The sequence below is a fragment of the Tenacibaculum maritimum NCIMB 2154 genome (assembly GCF_900119795.1).
Taxonomy (GTDB): Bacteria; Bacteroidota; Bacteroidia; order Flavobacteriales; family Flavobacteriaceae; genus Polaribacter; species Polaribacter maritimus.
Map to the genome: position 1 here is coordinate 2,344,882 of NZ_LT634361.1, position 19,782 is coordinate 2,364,663.

Sequence of the window (19,782 nt, forward strand, 5' to 3'; positions counted from 1 at the left end):
TATGATTTTCTTATTTTAGCACATCTAAACAAGACAACTTTATGGATATTAACTTCAACAAAAACGAAGATTACAATAGATTACTAGCTTCTGATTTACGCAAACGCTTTGCCAAAGTAACCTTAGGAGGCGGACAGAAACGTATTGACAAACATCACGAAAAAGGAAAAATGACTGCTCGTGAACGTATCGACTATTTGTTAGATGATAATGCTAAATCTATTGAGATTGGCGCTTTTGCTGGAGATGGAATGTATAAAGAACATGGCGGGTGCCCTTCTGGAGGAGTTGTTGTTAAAATTGGATACATACAAGGAAAACAATGCATCGTAGTTGCCAATGATGCTACTGTAAAAGCAGGTGCTTGGTTTCCTATTACTGGAAAAAAGAATTTACGCGCTCAAGAAATTTCTATTGAAAATAAATTACCCATTATTTACTTAGTAGATTCTGCTGGAGTTTATCTACCTATGCAAGATGAAATTTTTCCGGATAAAGAGCACTTTGGCCGTATTTTCAGAAATAATGCTATTATGAGCAGTATGGGAATCACTCAAATTTCTGCCGTAATGGGTAGCTGTGTTGCTGGTGGAGCATATTTACCTATTATGAGTGATGAGGCTTTAATTGTAGATAAAACAGCTAGTATTTTCTTGGCTGGCAGCTACTTAGTAAAAGCAGCAATTGGTGAAAGTATTGATAACGAAACACTAGGGGGTGCAACTACTCATTGCGAAATTTCAGGAGTGACAGACTACAAGGCTTGTGATGATAAAGATGCTCTTAATAAAATAAAAAATATCATTGATAAAATCGGCGACTATGATAAAGCTGGCTTTAGTAGAAAAAAGGCTTTCCCTCCAAAAGAAAAAGAAGAAGATATTTTCGGAATTTTACCAAAAGCTCGTAATGAGCAATATGATATGCTAGAAATCATCAAACGTTTGGTTGATAATTCTGAATTTGAACAATATAAAGAAGGCTATGGTAAAACAATTATCACCGGCTATGCCCGTATTGACGGCTGGGCTGTAGGAGTTGTGGCTAATCAAAGAAAATTAGTCAAAACTAGAAAAGGAGAAATGCAGTTTGGAGGCGTTATTTATAACGACAGTGCCGATAAAGCAACTCGTTTTATTGCTAATTGTAATCAAAAGAAAATTCCCTTAGTTTTCTTACAAGATGTTACTGGTTTTATGGTTGGTAGTAAATCTGAGCATGGAGGCATCATTAAAGACGGAGCTAAAATGGTAAATGCCGTAAGTAACTCTGTGGTTCCTAAATTTACCATTATTATAGGAAATTCTTATGGAGCCGGAAACTACGCTATGTGTGGAAAAGCTTATGACCCTAGATTAATTGCCGCATGGCCTAGCGCAGAACTAGCAGTAATGAGTGGAAATTCTGCTGCAAAGGTATTGCTGCAAATAGAAACGGCTTCTTTAAAGAAAAAAGGAGAAGAAATTACTCCCGAAAAAGAAGCACAACTTTTTGATCAAATAAAATCACGTTACGACAATCAAATATCGCCTTACTATGCAGCTTCCAGAATATGGACCGATGCTGTTATTAATCCTTTAGATACTAGAACTTGGATTTCTATGGGAATTGAAGCAGCAAATCATGCTCCAATAGAAAAACCTTTCAACTTAGGCGTTTTACAAGTTTAATATTTATCAATCCCCCTTAAAAACAGCATCATTCTATGAAAAAAGGAATTATCACAACAATCATTATCATCATACTTGGTTTTATAGCTTACCAAGCATATGTTTTTACTAGTACAAACGAAGACAACATCAACCCTATATATTTAATTCCTAAAGATGCTGTTTTTATTATAGATACTGAACGACCTATTGATACTTGGGATGAAATAAGTCATAGTACCATTTGGAAACACCTACAACAAAATTCTTATTTTAGAGGCGTTACCGAAAGTTTACATAATTTAGATCAGACTTTTAAAGAACAGCAACAGCTAATTCAATTTCTTGGTGAGCGAAATTTATTGATTTCTGTTCATGTTTATAAACCTAAAAAATATGGTTTATTTTATACCGTTGACCTACAAAAACTTTCAAAACTTGAATTTTTAAAAAATAATATTTCAAAACTAGCAGGAAATAACTTTAACGTTACTAAGCGTAAGTATCACAACCATGAGATTACCGAACTGTATGATAGAAAAAAAAGAGAGACTTTATATATTTCTTTTATAAAAAACCAGCTAATTGCCTCTTATACCCATATATTGGTTGAAAACGCAATTGATCAATATGCAGTACCTATTATTGGAAGAGATTTAAACTTTATTGAAATCAATCAAGAAGTTACTCGTGATGGATTTTTTAAACTTTTTATACAATATAAATACCTTAAAAATTACCTATCGTGCTTTTCTAACAAAATAAACTTAAAACCTTTAAATGTTATTCAAAACTCTTGGTTGTACTCTGGTTTCGATGTAGGTCTAAAGGAAAGTGTACTAATTCAAGCAGAAGGACACACTAATTTTAAACCTTCTTCCGATAGCTACCTTCAAGCATTACAAAAGTCAGGCAAAGGAGAAAGAACTATTGCCAACATTGCTCCTAAAAATACGGCCCTATATTTAAGCTTTGCTTTTGATAGCTTTAAAGATTTTCATGACAATTTCGAAGCTCTTAATGAGGAAAATCAAGAAAGCTTTGAAGCTTACACCAAACAAGTAACTGAGATTGAAGATCAATTGGACATTAATCTTAAAAAGCATGTTTTTAGCTGGATTGGCAATGAAATTGCAATACTCCACATTAATGATGCTATTTCAAAAAAGCAAAAAGATGTTGCTGCCGTTTTAAAAACAAATGATATTGATAAAGCCAAGGAAAATTTAAATTTTCTCCTTTCTCAAATCAAAGAAAAAACACCTTTAAAATTCAAACAAATAAATTATAAAAATTATGTCATTAACTTTTTAGATTTAAAGGGGTTCTTTAAGATTTTGGCAGGCAATTTATTTGAGAAAATGGAAAAGCCTTATTTCACTATTATTGATGATTGTGTTATTTTTAGTAATAGCCCTAACACCTTGAAAGAAATTATAAATACTAAAATTGCTAATTTTACACTTTCTTCTTCTAAAAATTATACTAGTTTTAACGATCAATTCAACCAAAAATCAAGTATGTTTCTTTATATAAATACTCCTTATATTTATGAAGATTTACTAAGTTTTACAGATAGGAAAACTCGTAATGAGCTCACCAAAAACAAAGATTACTTTATTTCTTTTTCTCAAATAGGTTTACAATTAACATCTGATGGCGGGCAATTCAAGAGTTATCTAGCATTGTTTCATGAAGATCCTAAGCTAGTAAACAAACAATTACTAGCGGATAAACAACTTCAAAAAGAACTCACTAAAATAAAAGGTATCTCAGAAACTACAGCTGAAGAAAATATTTTCACCCTTTCAGAAATATTCCCTACAGACTTAAGTGCCTCTTCCTATAAAAAGTATTATGATACAGGCGAGTTAAAATTCGAAGTAGAATTAAAAGATGGTCGCAAACACGGTGATTATACTTCTTACTACAAAAATGGAAAAGTTAAAGTTAACGGAAAATTTAAAAAAGGAAAACAAGTAGGTATTTGGAGAGCTTATTCTAAAGAAGATGGAAAACTTTTCTCAAAAAAAGACTTCTAACTTTCTCTACCTATTAAATCATAAAAAAATAGTTAAGCAATGTTTTTTATATTAGAAAAACATTGCTTTCTTTTATAAGTCTATCTAAAACATTCTTATTTTTATTCTATAAATTGAATAAACGAACAGGATTATCCCCAAACATTTCTTGTAAATAACCTTTGTTCTTTCTACATTTGCTCTATATCAAAATTAATACAAAAATGGGTAGAGCATTTGAATTTAGAAAAGCAAGAAAAATGAAACGCTGGTCAGCAATGGCAAAAACATTCACCAGAATTGGTAAGGATATTGTTATGGCTGTAAAAGAAGGAGGTCCTAATCCTGAAACCAACGCCCGTTTAAGAGCTGTTATTCAAAATGCAAAAGCGGCAAACATGCCTAAAGACAATGTTGAAAGAGCCATTAAAAAAGCATCTGATAAAGATACCGCAAATTATAAAGAAGTTTTGTTTGAAGGATATGCTCCTCACGGTATTGCTATTGTTGTAGAAACCGCTACCGATAATAATAATAGAACTGTAGCAAACGTGCGTGCTGCTTTTAATAAATGTAACGGTAACTTTGGCACCTCTGGTTCCGTTATTTTTATGTTTGATCACGCTTGCAACTTCAGAATTAAAGCAGAAGACTTAAAAGTAGATTTAGAAGAATTTGAGCTAGAAATGATTGAGTTTGATGTGGAAGAAGTTTTTGAGGATGAAGACGGTATCTTAATTTACGCTCCTTTTGAGCAATTCGGAGCTATTCAAAAATATCTAGAAGAAAACAATTTAGAAATTTTATCTTCTGGTTTTGAAAGAATTCCTACGACAACTAACAAATTAGAAGCTGAGCAACAAGCTGATGTAGAAAAATTACTAGAGCGCTTAGAAGAAGATGATGATGTGCAAAATGTATATCACTCTATGCTTGTAGAATAGAAAATAACATAGTTATGAACTCAACTCCCTTTACCTTTCACTAGCTAAAGGGTTTTTTATTTTTATTACAAATTATTACTTACCCAAATATTTCTCTATATCGCTTGTAATTCACTCCTTCTTTTCCTTTCCAAGCTCCCAAAGGCAATACGATATCAGAACGGTGAGAAGTTTTTAGTTTTTTACTCGCCTCGTTAATTTCCTTTACCGTTAAAAACTCATCATACTTAGATGCTACCAAATTATTCGGTAACACTCCACACTCTGATAATGTTAACAAAATACCATATCGCTTGTACCTATCCGTTTTAGGTAATAATTTACTTTTAGCAATTCTCTTTTCTAATCTCCCAGGCGTTTCATCAGGCATTGCATCTGCTACTACATCTAATAGTTTGACTAATCTAGTATCATCTTCCTCAGTAACTTTTGGCAAATCATACGTTAGGACCTCTTCCAATTCAATTAAATTATGAATAGGCATCTCATTCCATGAATGCCCCAAGTAATACGTATAAAGTTGTTCTGTTTTATCAATCGTTTTCTTTTTAGGCAATCCGCATATTTCACAAACTTCTTCTCCCTCAAATTCGTGTTTTACTAAGTTTTTAGTATAAATATAACTCATTAATGTTTGCCTTCCTCGCGGAAACTCTCCTGAAATACCTTTTAAAAACATAGCCTTAGCAAAGGCTAATGTTAATTTATTATTCTTTTTTAATCCTATTAATCTTTCTAAAGAGTCATCATGTTCAAAAACCTCAAAGTTATTTGGCAAAAAGCCACTGATTTTCAACAAATTCAGTGCTTCTCCATTTACCGAACTAGGAATTTTATGCTCATGCCTATCTAGTTCCGCATTATAAAATCCGTTTTCATGAAAATATATTTTCTTTAAAATAGACATTACTTTCTTATTCATTTCATTATCTCTTAAGTTAGCAACTAGAAGTTATCTTCTAAATTTTTAAACATTTTTTATAAAAGACAAGTACTTTCCCCTACTTTCTTTAACAGGAAGCCATACAAAGCTTAACTTCTTATCATTATCAGAGCGCTGTCTTTCCCACTACCCTCACAGTTCCAAGCATTAATCCCAAATAGGAATGATCCTTTCAAAATTTTATAAAAACAAAAAAGCTTCACTAATTAAAGTGAAGCTTTAAGTGAGCCCTGAAGGATTCGAACCTTCGACCGCCTCCTTAGAAGGGAGGTGCTCTATCCAGCTGAGCTAAGAGCCCGTAGTTTTTATGTTTCTACGAAAACAGTGTCGGGGTGGCAGGATTCGAACCTGCGACCTCCGCGTCCCAAACGCGGCGCGATAACCGGGCTACGCTACACCCCGAAGGTTATCTTTTTTTTTGCGGAGAGACAGGGACTCGAACCCTGGCGACAGTTACCCGTCGACAGATTAGCAATCTGCTCCATTACCACTCTGGCACCTCTCCTTTGCAACTTTTGGTTTGATTTCTCACATCTCAAATTGCGAGTGCAAATATATAACCACAAAAGGGATTACACAACTTTTTTTTGAACTTTTTTTAAACTTTTTTTTCGTAATTAAGCTATCATTCTGGATACTCGACTCTTAGGTGATAGATATTCATTAATTTTTTTTTGATCACTTTTTTAATCAACTCTATTTCTCTAAATGTTATATCCGAATTTACGAATTGAGCTTCTGATTTTTGCTTCTCTATGATTTTATTAATTAAGTTGTCTATGGATTGCGCCGTTGGATTTTTTAAACTTTTAGAAGCAGCCTCTGCTGCATCACACATCATTAAAATAGCTGTCTCTTTTGAGAAAGGAATAGGTCCTTGGTACTGAAATTTTTTAGGATCTACTTCTTCTCCTGGGTTTTCTTCTTGCTCTTTCTTATAAAAATAATAGACCAAACTTGTTCCATGATGAGTTCTTATAAAATCTATAATTCTATCTGGTAACTTATACTTTTTTGCTAATTCAATTCCCTTAATAACGTGATCTAAGATAATGCGAGCGCTATCTTTTGCTGAAAGATCATTATGAGGATTTACTCCTGTAGATTGGTTTTCTGTAAAATACATAGGATTTAAAATTTTTCCTATATCATGATACAATGCTCCAGTACGAACTAGCATAGAGTTTGCTCCTATTTCATTGGCTGCCGCTTCTGCTAAATTTGCTACTTGCATAGAATGCTGAAATGTTCCTGGTGCTTTCTCATTTAACTCTCTTAGCAATCTAGAATTGGTATTAGACAATTCTAATAAGGTTACATCAGACATCAATCCGAATACCTTCTCATAAAAATAAATAAAAAATACGGATAAAAATGAGAGTAAACCATTCGCTGCAAATAGCACAAAATAAGTAAAGTTAATTTGTGATGCATTTCCTTCTTTAATAATAGAAAAAGCAAAATAAGTTAACATATATATTAATGTTACTTGCCCTATAGATATGAATAAATTTGCTCTTCTATACAATTCTGATACTGTTAAAATAGTAACAATTCCTGCTATAATATGCAAATAAATAAACTCAAAGCTATTAGGTACTATAAATCCTAATAACAATACTGTGAGTACATGAGCAAACAATCCTAAACGAGCATCAAAAAACGCCTTTAAAATAATTGGTAAAATGCTCAGCGGTACAATGTATAAATAAGATGCATTGTATTTTACTACCATCGTTTGTATTAATATCATTAAAAATATATTAAAGAAAATGAACGTAACTTTATTATTATCTTCAAAGATCTCTTTACGATATTTCTCTAAAAAAAGCAATAACATTAATAACGCTAAGGAAACTAAAATAGCATACCCAAAAACAATCCAATTATAATTTGCTTCTGTCCAAACTTTTGACTCAGACTCTTTCTTTAGAGAATTTAAGATGTTTAATTTTCTTCCTTCAACAATATCCCCTTTCAAAATAATAAGCTCTCCATCGGAAACCTTTCCTTTGGTGTATGAAATATTACCCAATGCTTCATTAAGCCCTCTTTCTGTGTAACTACTATCAAATGATACGTTAGGCTTTAGTATTTCTGAAAGAATATTCAATAGTTGATTTTGCCCGTATGCATACGGAGTATCTCCTAAATTGTCTGTTATAATTTTAAAAACCCCTTTGGTACTCAGTAATTTTTTATAAGATATATCTTCTACCTCGTTCTTTTTCCTAAGTGCAACAATATCTGATATATTATTAATTTTTTGCTGGCTTGCCACATCTAAAAATCCATGATCGTACACTTTATCAATAATAATAGTTCCTTTTTCTGTAAGCTTATTCCATTCTTTTAAAGATAATTCATCATTCAATTTAATTAATTGTACTCGATCTTTAAATGTTTCCTTTACTTCTTTAAAAACATCTAGGTCATACTCAAAAAATTGTTTTATATTTTCTTTGATTTCTTTTTTTTCTAAATCAATTTCTTCGCTTGTTTTTTGAATTGCAAAATCAAAAGTAGCATATAAATTATCATATTGCCAGGGTTTCCCTTTGTTAAAATCATACTTGAACTGCCCCCCTTTTGGCAATAGATATACAATAGAAATGGCCGTTACTAAAAACAATAATCCCTTATAAACAATTGTATTGTTTTTATATATTTTATTAATAAAATTATTCATTGAAAAGCTCTTAAAAAGACAAACTTACTCTAAAAAGGGGCGGTAACAAAAAATGAATTTATTTATTCCTGAAAAAAGGTTATTTTCGCAATGTAAAATTCAGAGTAACAACATAACTAATGAACAAAATGAAGGAAGTCGTTATCGTATCAGTCTCAAGAACACCTATTGGAAGCTTTTTAGGAAGTTTATCTACAATACCTGCACCAAAATTAGGTGCTATTGCTATAAAAGGAGCTTTAGATAAAATAAATTTAATCCCAGAAATGGTTGAAGAAGTTTTTATGGGGAATGTTGTTTCTGCTGGATTGGGACAAGCTCCCGCGCGTCAAGCGGCTATCTTTGCTGGAATACCTAATTCTGTACCATGTACTACCGTTAATAAAGTGTGTGCTTCTGGTATGAAATCTATCATGTTAGCTGCGCAGACTATAGCTTTAGGAGATGCCGATGTTGTAGTTGCTGGAGGAATGGAGAATATGAGTATGATTCCACATTACCAACATGCTAGGACTGCTACTAAATTTGGTCCAGTAAAAATGGAAGATGGATTACAAAAAGATGGATTGGTAGATGTTTATGAGCAAGTTGCTATGGGGGTATGTGCAGATGAATGTGCTGTTGAACACGAATTTTCTAGAGAAGATCAAGATGCTTTTGCTATCGAATCTTATAATCGTTCTGCAAAAGCTTGGAGCGAAGGTAAATTTAACGACGAAATAGTGCCTGTAGAAATTCCTCAAAGAAGAGGAGCTCCTATTATTTTTTCTGAAGATGAAGAATATAAAAACGTAAAAATGGAAAAAATCCCTGCTTTACGCCCTGCTTTTACCAAAGAAGGTACTGTTACCGCTGCAAATGCCTCTACAATCAATGATGGAGGAGCTGCATTAGTTCTAATGTCTGCTGAAAAAGCAAAAGAACTAGGCATCCAACCTCTAGCCAAGATTAAAGGGTATGCAGATGCTGCTCATGAACCTAAATGGTTTACAACAGCTCCTGCAAAAGCACTCCCTAAAGCGTTGGCTAAGGCTAATATAACTATAGACGATGTTGATTATTTTGAATTGAACGAAGCCTTTTCTATTGTAGGATTAGCAAATATGAAAATCTTAGGTTTAGCAGCTGATAAAGTAAATGTCAATGGAGGTGCCGTTTCTTTAGGACATCCATTAGGTGTATCTGGGGCGAGAATTGTCATTGCCTTAACTTCTATCTTAAAACAAAATAATGCTAAAATTGGTGCTGCTGGTATTTGTAATGGAGGCGGTGGAGCTAGTGCTATAGTTATTGAGAAAATTTAATCTAACATTTTATAATTTACAATTTTTATATGCGCTACGGCATTTGTAATTTAAGTATTGTTCCACTTCGTATAGCACCTACTGATACTTCAGAAATGGTTAGTCAAGTACTATTTGGCGAGCACTTTAAAATTATAGAGCAAGAAGACAAATGGAGTAAAATTTGTTTAGCTTTTGATAATTACGAAGGCTATATTGATCGTAAACAATACGAAGAAATTACAGAGGAAGTTTTCAATACTTTATCTGATAACAAGCAATACTATTCTGGTGAATTAATCGATTTTATTACAGATAACAACAACCATTTAACCACGATACCTATTGGAGCAACCCTTCCTTTCTTTAATGGAAGTAATTTCAAAATAAACAAACATATTTTTTCATATGATGGAAAGAGTTTATCTGAAAAACTCCCCAAATCAGCTATCATTGAAAAGGCTTTCTTGTTTTTAAATACTCCTTATTTATGGGGAGGAAAAACCCCGTTTGGCATCGATTGTTCTGGTTTTACACAAACCGTTTATAAACTTTGCGGCTACTATTTACTTCGTGATGCCAAACAGCAAGCAGCTCAAGGAAATGTACTAAGTTTTATAGAAGAAAGTGAACCTGGTGATTTAGCTTTTTTTGACAATGACGAAGGTATTATTACTCATGTAGGAATTATTATGAGCGATTATAACATCATTCATGCACATGGTAAAGTGCGTATTGACAAACTAGATCATAGTGGTATTTATAATATAGATACCCATAAACACACTCATAAGCTCCGAGTCATAAAAAAAATAATACCCTAATAAAAAAGCGGAAATATTAATTAATATTTCCGCTTTTTTATTGCTACAAATAAACTTTTTATTATTTCATTGACTGGTAGATTTCTCTATATTTTTTAGCCTTATCTGAAACCTCTAAAACTTCATATAAATTCATCAATGTTTTTACCGTATCAATACTTCTCTTTAAACTATCTGCTTTTTCTAAATACGGCAAAGCTTCTTTATATACCTCTTTTTGTTGTAATGCCAACGCATCGTACTTCTTAAAATTTGATAAGTTTTTATTCATTTCTTCAACAATAGCTTTGTCTTTTTCTAAAGTAGCCACTGCTAAATTCATATAAGCATCTGAATACTCAGGGTTTAATTCAATCGCTTTCTTATAATAATCCTTTGCTTCCTTTACTCTACCTTGGTTATAGTTAGTAACTCCCAAGTTATAATATAAAGTAGGATTATTTGGATCCATTTTTACAGCTTCTTCCATTAATTTTCCAAACTTATCCATTTGTTTTAACTGAATATACATATCAGCCTCGTTTAATAATAAGTTTAAATCTTTAGGATTTGCTTTACGAGCTTCAACCAATGCTGCTATTGCTTCATCTGTTTTTCCTTGTTCTTTTAAAATTAAAGCAATATTTTTTACGATTGTTGCATGCTTAGATTCAGTAGTTTTATTTTCTGGCTTTATATATTGACCAGTTTTTACCATTAAATCTCTTTGCGTCTTAGAACCTAAATTTTCAACCTTTCCTGTCACTTTATTAGTTGCTAAATACTCAACAGCAATCCCCGTATATCCTTTTTCTTTTAACTCTTTATAATATTCTAAAGCTTTATCATAATCTTTTGCTTGCGATGCAGAAATAGCAGCATTGAAAGCAAAAGCTGTGTCTGTTGGACTTAGTAAGTAGGTTAAATAAAAATTCTCAGCAGCATTTTTATAATCCTTATCGTTATTATACAGTCCTATTGCTTTTTGAGAAACTTCTTGAATCATCTCGTTCAACATAGGAGCTGCTTCCTTAGTATATTTTGCTTTTCCTGATTTTTTTTCGAAAGCCATTAAATCATTAAATGCTTTAGCTGCTTCTTTATAATCTTTTTTTCCTGCAAAAGCTTTACCTCTTAAATAGTAATACTTTGCTTGGTACTTAGCATCTGCCTCACCTATTGAACTTTTTAATGACTCAATTACTGTAATAGCTCCTGCAAAATCTTTATTTCTTATTGATTTATCAGCTGTTTTCAACTCTGATTTCTGCGCCATCAATCCTATTGACATGAATCCTAAAGAAAGTGTTAAGATTTGTTTTTTCATCTTGATTTGATATTTAATTTGGATAATTTTTAATGTTTTATGTTAATTCATTTGAATTATTTTCAATTTCTATGCCATTTTCCTCATCCTCTTCTTCATGCATTACTTTAGCTACTGCAGCAATACTATCAGTTTTTTTAATATTAATCAAACGCACTCCTTGAGTTGCACGTCCCATAACACGTAAATCCTCTACTGCTAACCTTATAGTTAAACCTGATTTATTAATAATCATTAGATCATTAGAATCATCAACATTTTTGATTGCTACTAGCTCTCCTGTCTTTTCTGAAATATTTAGTGTTTTAACACCTTTCCCTCCCCTATTCGTTATTCTATAATCTTCTAGTTTAGAGCGTTTTCCATATCCTTTTTCTGAAACAACAAGAATATTACTTTCCATATCATTTACAGCAACCATACCAATTACTTCATCTTCATCATGTTGTAATGTTATTCCTCTTACACCAGAAGCAGTCCTTCCCATCGGCCTAGTTTTAGCTTCTTCAAAACGGATAGCTTTTCCTGATTTTAAAGCTAACATTACTTGGCTATCTCCTGTAGTTAGTTTTGCTTCAAGCAATTCATCATCCTCCTTTATCGTTATTGCGTTAATACCATTAGTTCTTGGTCTAGAATATTGCTCTAAAGGTGTTTTCTTTACCTGACCTCTCTTTGTCGCCATAATCACATAATGGCTATTCACATAAGCTTCATCCTTTAAATCTTGAGTTACCAAAAATGCTTTTACCTTATCATCTTGCTCAATATTTATTAAGTTTTGAATAGCCCTTCCTTTCGCATTCTTTCCTCCTTCTGGAATTTCATATACGCGCATCCAAAATACTTTTCCTTTTTGGGTAAAGAACATCATATATTGATGATTCGTTCCAACAAATAAATGTTCTAAGAAATCTTCATTTCTTGTAGCAACTCCTTTTTGTCCACGTCCTCCTCTATTTTGAACTTTATATTCATCAAGATTCGTACGTTTTAAATACCCTGCATTAGAAATAGTTACCACCACCTTAGAATCTGGTATCATATCTTCAATACGCATATCTCCTCCCGCATAGTGGATTTCAGAGCGGCGCTCGTCACCATATTTATCTCTAATGTGTACTAATTCATCTGTGATAATTTGATAACGTCTAGGTTCATTTGCTAGAATATCCTTTAAATCAGTAATCGTTTCCATGATTTCATCATACTCAGCACGTAGTTTATCTTGTTCCAGTCCTGTCAACTGACGCAAACGCATTTCAACAATAGCTCTTGCTTGTATTTCGGTCAATTCAAAACGTTCTACTAATTTTTCACGTGCTTCATCTGCATTCTTTGATCCACGGATAATTGCTATTACTTCATCAATATTATCTGAAGCAATAATTAGTCCTTCTAAAATATGAGCTCTTGCTTCTGCTTTCTTTAGTTCAAATTCTGTTCTACGCACTATTACTTCATGGCGATGCTCTACGAAATGATGAATTAATTCTTTTAAATTTAACTGCTCTGGACGCCCATTTACCAGTGCAATATTATTAACACTAAATGATGTTTGAAGCTGTGTATATTTAAATAATTTATTTAAAACAATATTAGGAATAGCATCTCGCTTTAATATGTAAACAATACGCATTCCTTTTCTATCCGACTCATCGCGAATATTAGCTATTCCTTCTATTTTTTTATCATTCACTAATTCGGCAGTCTTTTTAATCATCTCTGCTTTATTAACTTGATAAGGAATTTCAGTTACCACAATACACTCACGTCCTTTTACCTCTTCAATAGTAGCTTTGGCACGCATTACTATACGGCCACGACCTGTATGAAATGCATCACGTACTCCATCATACCCATAAATAATTCCACCGGTAGGAAAATCAGGAGCTTTAACATGCTGCATCAACTCGTCTATTTCGATATCTCTATTTTCTATATAAGCTATCGTTCCATTCACTACCTCTGTTAAATTATGAGGTGCCATATTTGTTGCCATTCCCACAGCAATTCCTGAAGCGCCATTTACTAGCAAGTTAGGAATACGTGTTGGTAATACAGTAGGCTCCTGTAAAGTATCATCAAAATTTAACTTATGATCTACTGTTTCTTTTTCTATATCAGCTAACATTTCCTCTGAGATCTTTTGCATTCTTACCTCAGTATAACGCATCGCTGCAGGACTATCACCATCAACAGAACCAAAGTTTCCTTGTCCATCAACCATCATATAGCGAACACTCCAATCTTGTGCCATACGTACCATAGAATCATATACAGATGTATCTCCATGGGGATGATACTTACCTAATACTTCTCCTACAACTCTTGCTGATTTTTTATATGCTCCTGTTGCTTTAATTCCTAATTCATGCATTCCGAATAAAACTCTTCTATGTACAGGTTTTAAACCATCCCTTACATCTGGTAGTGCCCTCGATACAATTACCGACATCGAATAATCGATGTACGCAGATTTCATTTGTTCCTCAATGTTAATCGGAATCAACTTCTCTCCGTCTGCCATATATTACTTTTATTATTAATTACTATTTTGTTTTGTTTAAAAAAGTCATTCCTAGAATTATACCCTTCCTAAAAATCACTTTCATTTCGCTTTAAAAAAAATATTTTTTTTAAAACAAGGCAAGATACAATAAACCGATTTTTTTACAAAGGCTTTCATCTTATCTTTTATTGTGAGTTATTAACATTTTAACTTAGTTTTTAACAGCTTTATAACACTTATAAATCGCATTGTTTTTTTAATTATTTTTCCGTCAGAATGGCAATACTCAACGATTGGCACTCTTTTTGTAATTCTTTATAAAAATTTTCTACTAACTTTACACAAGATAGAATTCAAATATATGGACGATAATTTTTCACCAAAAGTTAGAGATGTTATTACTTTTAGTAAAGAAGAAGCTCTTCGTTTAGGGCATGACTTTATTGGTACCGAACATCTTTTATTAGGACTGATTAGAAAAGGCGAAGGAAAAGCTATTGAGATATTAACAACCTTTGATGTTAATTTAGGATTAGTGCGCAAAAAAATCGAGCAATTAAATCCTGCTACTCCTTCAATTCACACAGATAGGAAAAGAAGTTTGCATTTAACAAGACAAGCTGAAAAAGCCCTAAAAACCACCTTTTTGGAGGCAAAGCTATACCAAAGCGAAGCTATTGACACAGCACATCTACTGCTGTGTATCCTTCGTAATGAAAATGACCCAACAACAAAGCTTTTACACAAATATGATGTAAATTATGACGATGCAAAAGCTTTGTATAAACAACTACATATGGAAGACAATGACCTACCCATTACCCCCATCTCTGAAACCCCATCAGATGATGGTTTTTCTAACGAGAAATCAAACCCGTTTGGACAACAATCTCAAAAAGGAAAAACTTCTAAAAAATCCAAGACTCCCGTTCTTGATAATTTTGGGCGTGACTTAACCGCTCTTGCCGAAACAGGAAAACTGGATCCTGTTGTAGGACGTTTGGAAGAAATAGAACGTGTTTCTCAAATTTTGAGCAGACGAAAAAAGAACAACCCGATGTTAATTGGTGAACCTGGCGTTGGTAAATCGGCCATTGCTGAAGGCCTCGCTTTACGCATTGTTAACAGAAAGGTTTCTAGAATTTTATTTGACAAACGCATCGTTTCTTTAGATTTAGCAAGCTTAGTTGCTGGTACGAAATATCGCGGACAGTTCGAGGAGCGAATGAAAGCCTTGATGAATGAGCTTGAAAAAAATGATGACATCATTCTTTTTATTGATGAAATACACACTATTGTAGGTGCCGGCGGTGCCACTGGATCTTTAGATGCTTCTAATATGTTAAAACCTGCATTAGCGCGTGGAGAAATACAATGTATTGGAGCAACTACACTTGATGAGTTTAGGACAAACATAGAAAAGGATGGTGCTTTAGAACGCCGTTTCCAAAAGGTAATCGTTGACCCTACTAGTGTCGAAGAAACTATTCAGATTTTACATAATATAAAAGGAAAATACGAAGAGCACCATCATGTTGACTTTACCGATGAAGCAATTGAAGCTTGTGTAAAACTCACGAATAGATACATGACTGACAGATACTTACCTGACAAAGCCATTGATGCACTAGATGAGGCTGGGTCTAGAATCCATATCACTAATATTGTTGTTCCTCAACAGGTATTAGAGCTTGAAAATGAGCTTGAAAAGATCCGTGAGCGAAAAACAAAGGCGGTTAACGGCCAAAAGTATGAAGAAGCAGCAAAATTACGTGATGACGAAAAAAATATGGAAGCCGCTCTTGATTCTGCCCAAAAACAATGGGAAGAAGATTCTAAATTAAATAGAGAAATTGTTACCGAAGACAATGTAGCAGAGGTAGTTTCTATGATGACCGGAATCCCTGTTAATAGAGTTGCTCAAGCCGAAAGTAACCGTCTAGCTGATTTACCTGATATGATTAAAGGTAAAGTGATTGGCCAAGATGAAGCGGTTACCAAAGTTGTCAAAGCTATTCAAAGAAATAGAGTAGGATTAAAAGATCCTAACAAACCCATTGGTTCTTTTATTTTCTTAGGTTCTACAGGGGTAGGAAAAACACAACTTGCTAAAGTACTCGCGAAACAATTATTTGATTCGGAAGAATCTTTGATTAGGATCGATATGAGCGAATATATGGAAAAATTCGCAATATCTCGTTTAATTGGAGCACCTCCTGGGTATGTGGGTTATGAAGAAGGAGGACAATTAACTGAAAAAGTTCGTAGAAAACCTTACTCCGTGGTCCTTTTAGATGAAATAGAGAAAGCGCATCCTGATGTATTCAATATGATGCTTCAAATATTAGATGACGGATTTATCACGGATAGCTTAGGTAGAAAAATTGACTTCAGAAATACAATTATTATCATGACCTCGAACATTGGAGCTCGAAAGCTAAAAGACTTCGGTTCAGGTGTCGGGTTTGGTACTAGTTCTAAAAAAGAACAAGCAGACCAACATGCTAAAAGCATCATTGAAGGCGCTCTAAAAAAATCTTTTGCTCCTGAATTCTTGAATAGAATAGATGATGTCATTATTTTCAATTCTCTGGAAAGGGAAGATATCCATAAAATTATTGACATTGAGCTGGATAAACTTTTACATCGTATCAGCGATCTTGGTTATGCTTTAAATCTGAGTGAAAAAGCCAAAGACTATATTGCTGACAAAGGTTTTGACAAACAATATGGAGCGAGACCTTTAAAGCGTGCTATACAAAAGTATATCGAGGACGCTTTGGCCGAGGAAATTGTAAGTTCTAAATTAGATGAAGGGGATACTATTTTTATGGATTTAGATGAAGGAAATAATCAATTAACTATACAAATAACTAAAGGAGAAAAACCTCAAGAAACCCGAACAGAAATTGACTAAGAAAAAATCCCGAGCTATTCAAAATTAGCTCGGGATTTTTTCTTCAAATTCTATAAAACTACCACCTCCCTATTGTAGTCAGATATGATTTATTTGGATATCTTTGCCATTTATTACTACAATAAACAATGTTTCAAAAAATACCTAACTATACGAAATACATTTTCAGTAATGTGTTTTTCTTATTTCTATACATTTTTCTTTTTAGAATTATTTTTTATTTCTTTTTTGCAAAACTAGAAGATGCTTCTACCCAAGAAATCAGCAATGCATTCCTGTTGGGTGCTCGATTTGACCTAAAGCTAGCCGTCCTAATTATTCTACCCCTAGCTTTCCTTATTTTTATTATTAACTATCGCTTCTTTAAACATTCTTTTTATGAAAAAGCAAGCAATATATACCTTACACTAGCTTATATAACCATTACATTATTTTATGTTTTCGATTTTGGATACTACGATTATTTAGACATACGCTTGGATGCTTCCAGCTTAAGGTTTCTAAGCAACTTTAAAATATCTTCTCAAGTTTTATTGGAAAGCTACCCTGTATTCAAAGGACTATTCCTTCTTGCTTTGCTAAGTTTTGCTTTCTATAAATTTTCTCAATGGATTTATAAAAAGTTTTCAAATCATCATGAAAGCAACTCCCAAAAAGCAAAAGCCTTCTTTATTATAATTCCTTTATTATTACTAGCTTTTGGTATTTACAACAGTATTACACATTACCCTTTACGTTGGAGTCAGGCTTTCTTTTCTAAAAATAATCACGTAAACCAATTTTCTTTAAATCCTATTTTATACTTTTTTGATAGTTTTAAGTTTAGAAGTGAAAGTTTCGATTTAAATAAAACAAAGCAATTTTACCCTGTAATTGCAAAACAATTAAACCTACCTAAAGACACCCTTTTATTTGAGCGTAAATTCTTAAAGAAGTCAGAAATACAAACACAACCTAATATTGTTATTGTAATGCTTGAATCTGTTGGAGTAGTCCCTATGAGCTATTACAACAACCCTATTCTAACCACCCCAAAAATGGATAGCATCATTAAAAAAAGTATCAATTTTAGTAATTTTTTCGTTCATAAGGCAGGAACTGCTGGGAGCGTATTTGCTAGTATTACTGGGTTGCCTGATATCGATGGAGTTAGAACTGCTTCTAGAAATCCGATGATTATCGATCAACGCATTATTTTCGATCAATTTAACAATTACGAGAAGCTTTACTTCTTAGGAGGAAGCGCTAATTGGGCTAATATTAGAGGGGTATTCCAATCAAACATAACTAATTTAAAGATATTTGAAGAAGGTAGTTACGCAACAGAAAATCGCGCCGACGTATGGGGTATTGATGATTACGAATTGTTTAAGGAATCTAACAAAGAATTGGAGAAGATACACAAAAAAGGAAAACCTTTTATTGCTTATATCCAAACAGCCACTAACCATATGCCATTTACAGTTCCTGAAAAAAAAGAAACATTCACCCCACTTAGCAATAAAGACATTAGTAGTAAAGAATTAAAGAAAGCTGGGTTTGATGGTATTGAAAGATTGAATGCTTTGCGCTATTTAGATTTCAATGTTGCTAAATTCTTAACAAGGGCACAGCAGTCAGGATACTACGATAATACTATATTTTTATTTTTCGGAGACCACAATACCTCCATGAGAAAGACAAATTCTTTTGCCAAAGAGTTTGACTTCGACAACATACAATTGCATCATGTACCTTTTTTCATACACGCTCCTAAATATTTGAAACCACAAACTATTTCAAGATATACTAAATTAGTAGATATTATGCCTACAGCAGCTGGATTAGCTAATATTAATTACACCAACTACACACTAGGTTCTAATGTATTAGACAGTACCAGTATGAACGGCTCTTTTGCTTTTTTATATAAAAGTATAAAGGGTGAACCTGGAGTAGCTATTTTAAAAGACAGCTTATATTATACCAAAGCCACTGTTAGCAATACCACTAGTTTGTACAACTTAAACAGTAAAAGTTTCATTGACATAAAGCAGAAACACCCTATAATAGCACAACAACTGGATAGCCTCATTAATGGCTTTTACCACGGCACTAAATATTTGTATTATAATAATAAAAAAACTAAATAGTTTTTAGTTTTTTATCAATAAGAAATAATGCTACTTTATAGAAAATAACCCCTATTAACAAACCATTAATTGCTCCACAAAAAATATCAACTGGAAAATGAACCCCTAAGTATATTCTACTATAAGCAAATATCAATGGAAAAAAAACTAAAAATTTAATTTTCGCATACCTCTTTTTTAATAATAATATAATAAATACACTAAAAGCCGTAGAGGTTGTGGCATGGCCAGAAGTAAAACTAAAACTTTGTGGGTTTATTAGTTTAGGACGCAATAAATGATTAATAGTAATATCATTATTAGGTCTCAAACGCTCAAAAACCCCTCTTATAAAATTCGTGTATTGATCAGAAAATGCTACCATTATTATTAACACTAATAAAAGCATTCCTCCCTTTTTCCAGCCAAAAGCTTTAAATATAAGATATATTATAAAAGCAAACAATGGAATCCAGTTAAACTGATTGGTTATAAACAACCAAAAAGCATCCCATTGCTCACTTCCTAAGTTATTTAGATAAATTAATAACTCTCGATCTCTTTGTAATAAATTTTCTATCAA

12 protein-coding genes and 3 tRNA genes are annotated in these 19,782 nt (G+C 32.9%); 7 read left to right on the forward strand and 8 right to left on the reverse strand.

What is annotated here, in order from left to right:
* Nucleotides 1-41: 41 nt before the first annotated feature.
* From MARIT_RS10420 to MARIT_RS10430, 3 genes are all read left to right on the forward strand, one after another.
* A complete protein-coding gene (locus tag MARIT_RS10420) occupies nt 42-1,670 on the forward strand; it encodes an acyl-CoA carboxylase subunit beta (RefSeq protein WP_100211485.1) in 1,629 nt (542 codons plus the stop codon).
* Nucleotides 1,671-1,705: 35 nt separating this feature from the next.
* Entirely contained in the window at nt 1,706-3,691 is a 1,986-nt protein-coding gene (locus tag MARIT_RS10425) for a DUF3352 domain-containing protein (protein WP_100211486.1), read from the forward strand.
* Nucleotides 3,692-3,894: 203 nt separating this feature from the next.
* Entirely contained in the window at nt 3,895-4,614 is a 720-nt protein-coding gene (locus MARIT_RS10430) for a YebC/PmpR family DNA-binding transcriptional regulator (protein WP_024740983.1), read from the forward strand.
* Between the two features lie 79 nt (nt 4,615-4,693).
* Here MARIT_RS10430 and MARIT_RS10435 read toward each other — a convergent pair whose 3' ends face one another.
* The 5 genes from MARIT_RS10435 to MARIT_RS10455 form a co-directional block, all read right to left on the reverse strand.
* A complete protein-coding gene (locus tag MARIT_RS10435; protein ID WP_100211487.1) occupies nt 4,694-5,536 on the reverse strand; it encodes a hypothetical protein in 843 nt (280 codons plus the stop codon).
* Nucleotides 5,537-5,781: 245 nt separating this feature from the next.
* Nucleotides 5,782-5,855: transfer RNA gene (locus MARIT_RS10440), tRNA-Arg, on the reverse strand.
* Nucleotides 5,856-5,884: 29 nt separating this feature from the next.
* Nucleotides 5,885-5,959, reverse strand: a tRNA-Pro gene (locus MARIT_RS10445).
* Nucleotides 5,960-5,978: 19 nt separating this feature from the next.
* Nucleotides 5,979-6,062 (reverse strand) — tRNA-Ser (locus MARIT_RS10450).
* Between the two features lie 120 nt (nt 6,063-6,182).
* Nucleotides 6,183-8,246, reverse strand: coding sequence for an HD family phosphohydrolase (locus MARIT_RS10455; RefSeq protein ID WP_024740985.1), 2,064 nt, complete (start codon nt 8,244-8,246; stop codon nt 6,183-6,185).
* Nucleotides 8,247-8,374: 128 nt separating this feature from the next.
* On the opposite strand from MARIT_RS10455, the gene MARIT_RS10460 reads away from it, so the two are divergent.
* Nucleotides 8,375-9,550 (forward strand): acetyl-CoA C-acyltransferase, encoded by a 1,176-nt coding sequence (locus MARIT_RS10460; RefSeq protein WP_100212030.1) that lies wholly within the window; start codon nt 8,375-8,377, stop codon nt 9,548-9,550.
* A 29-nt stretch (nt 9,551-9,579) separates the two neighbouring features.
* Nucleotides 9,580-10,353: a C40 family peptidase gene (locus tag MARIT_RS10465; protein WP_100211488.1), complete on the forward strand. Its 774-nt coding sequence runs from the start codon at nt 9,580-9,582 to the stop codon at nt 10,351-10,353.
* A gap of 61 nt (nt 10,354-10,414) precedes the next feature.
* On the opposite strand, the gene MARIT_RS10470 is transcribed toward MARIT_RS10465, so the two are convergent.
* Both MARIT_RS10470 and gyrA read right to left on the reverse strand, forming a co-directional pair.
* Nucleotides 10,415-11,659 (reverse strand): tetratricopeptide repeat protein, encoded by a 1,245-nt coding sequence (locus tag MARIT_RS10470; protein ID WP_024740988.1) that lies wholly within the window; start codon nt 11,657-11,659, stop codon nt 10,415-10,417.
* 37 nt (nt 11,660-11,696) lie between these two features.
* The gene (gene gyrA, locus MARIT_RS10475; protein ID WP_024740989.1) at nt 11,697-14,189 is read right to left on the reverse strand and encodes a DNA gyrase subunit A; all 2,493 of its coding nucleotides are present in this window, start codon (nt 14,187-14,189) and stop codon (nt 11,697-11,699) included.
* 343 nt (nt 14,190-14,532) lie between these two features.
* On the opposite strand from gyrA, the gene MARIT_RS10480 reads away from it, so the two are divergent.
* Nucleotides 14,533-17,088 carry an ATP-dependent Clp protease ATP-binding subunit gene (locus MARIT_RS10480; protein WP_024740990.1) on the forward strand — a complete coding sequence of 852 codons (2,556 nt, stop codon included), beginning with the start codon at nt 14,533-14,535 and terminating at the stop codon, nt 17,086-17,088.
* Between the two features lie 128 nt (nt 17,089-17,216).
* The gene (locus MARIT_RS10485; protein ID WP_100211489.1) at nt 17,217-19,220 is read left to right on the forward strand and encodes an LTA synthase family protein; all 2,004 of its coding nucleotides are present in this window, start codon (nt 17,217-17,219) and stop codon (nt 19,218-19,220) included.
* Here the strand turns inward: MARIT_RS10485 and MARIT_RS10490 are convergent.
* Nucleotides 19,213-19,782, reverse strand: a complete 570-nt coding sequence (locus MARIT_RS10490) for a phosphatase PAP2 family protein (RefSeq protein ID WP_231975140.1) — start codon at nt 19,780-19,782, stop codon at nt 19,213-19,215. The two genes, MARIT_RS10485 and MARIT_RS10490, sit on opposite strands and share 8 nt — an antisense overlap.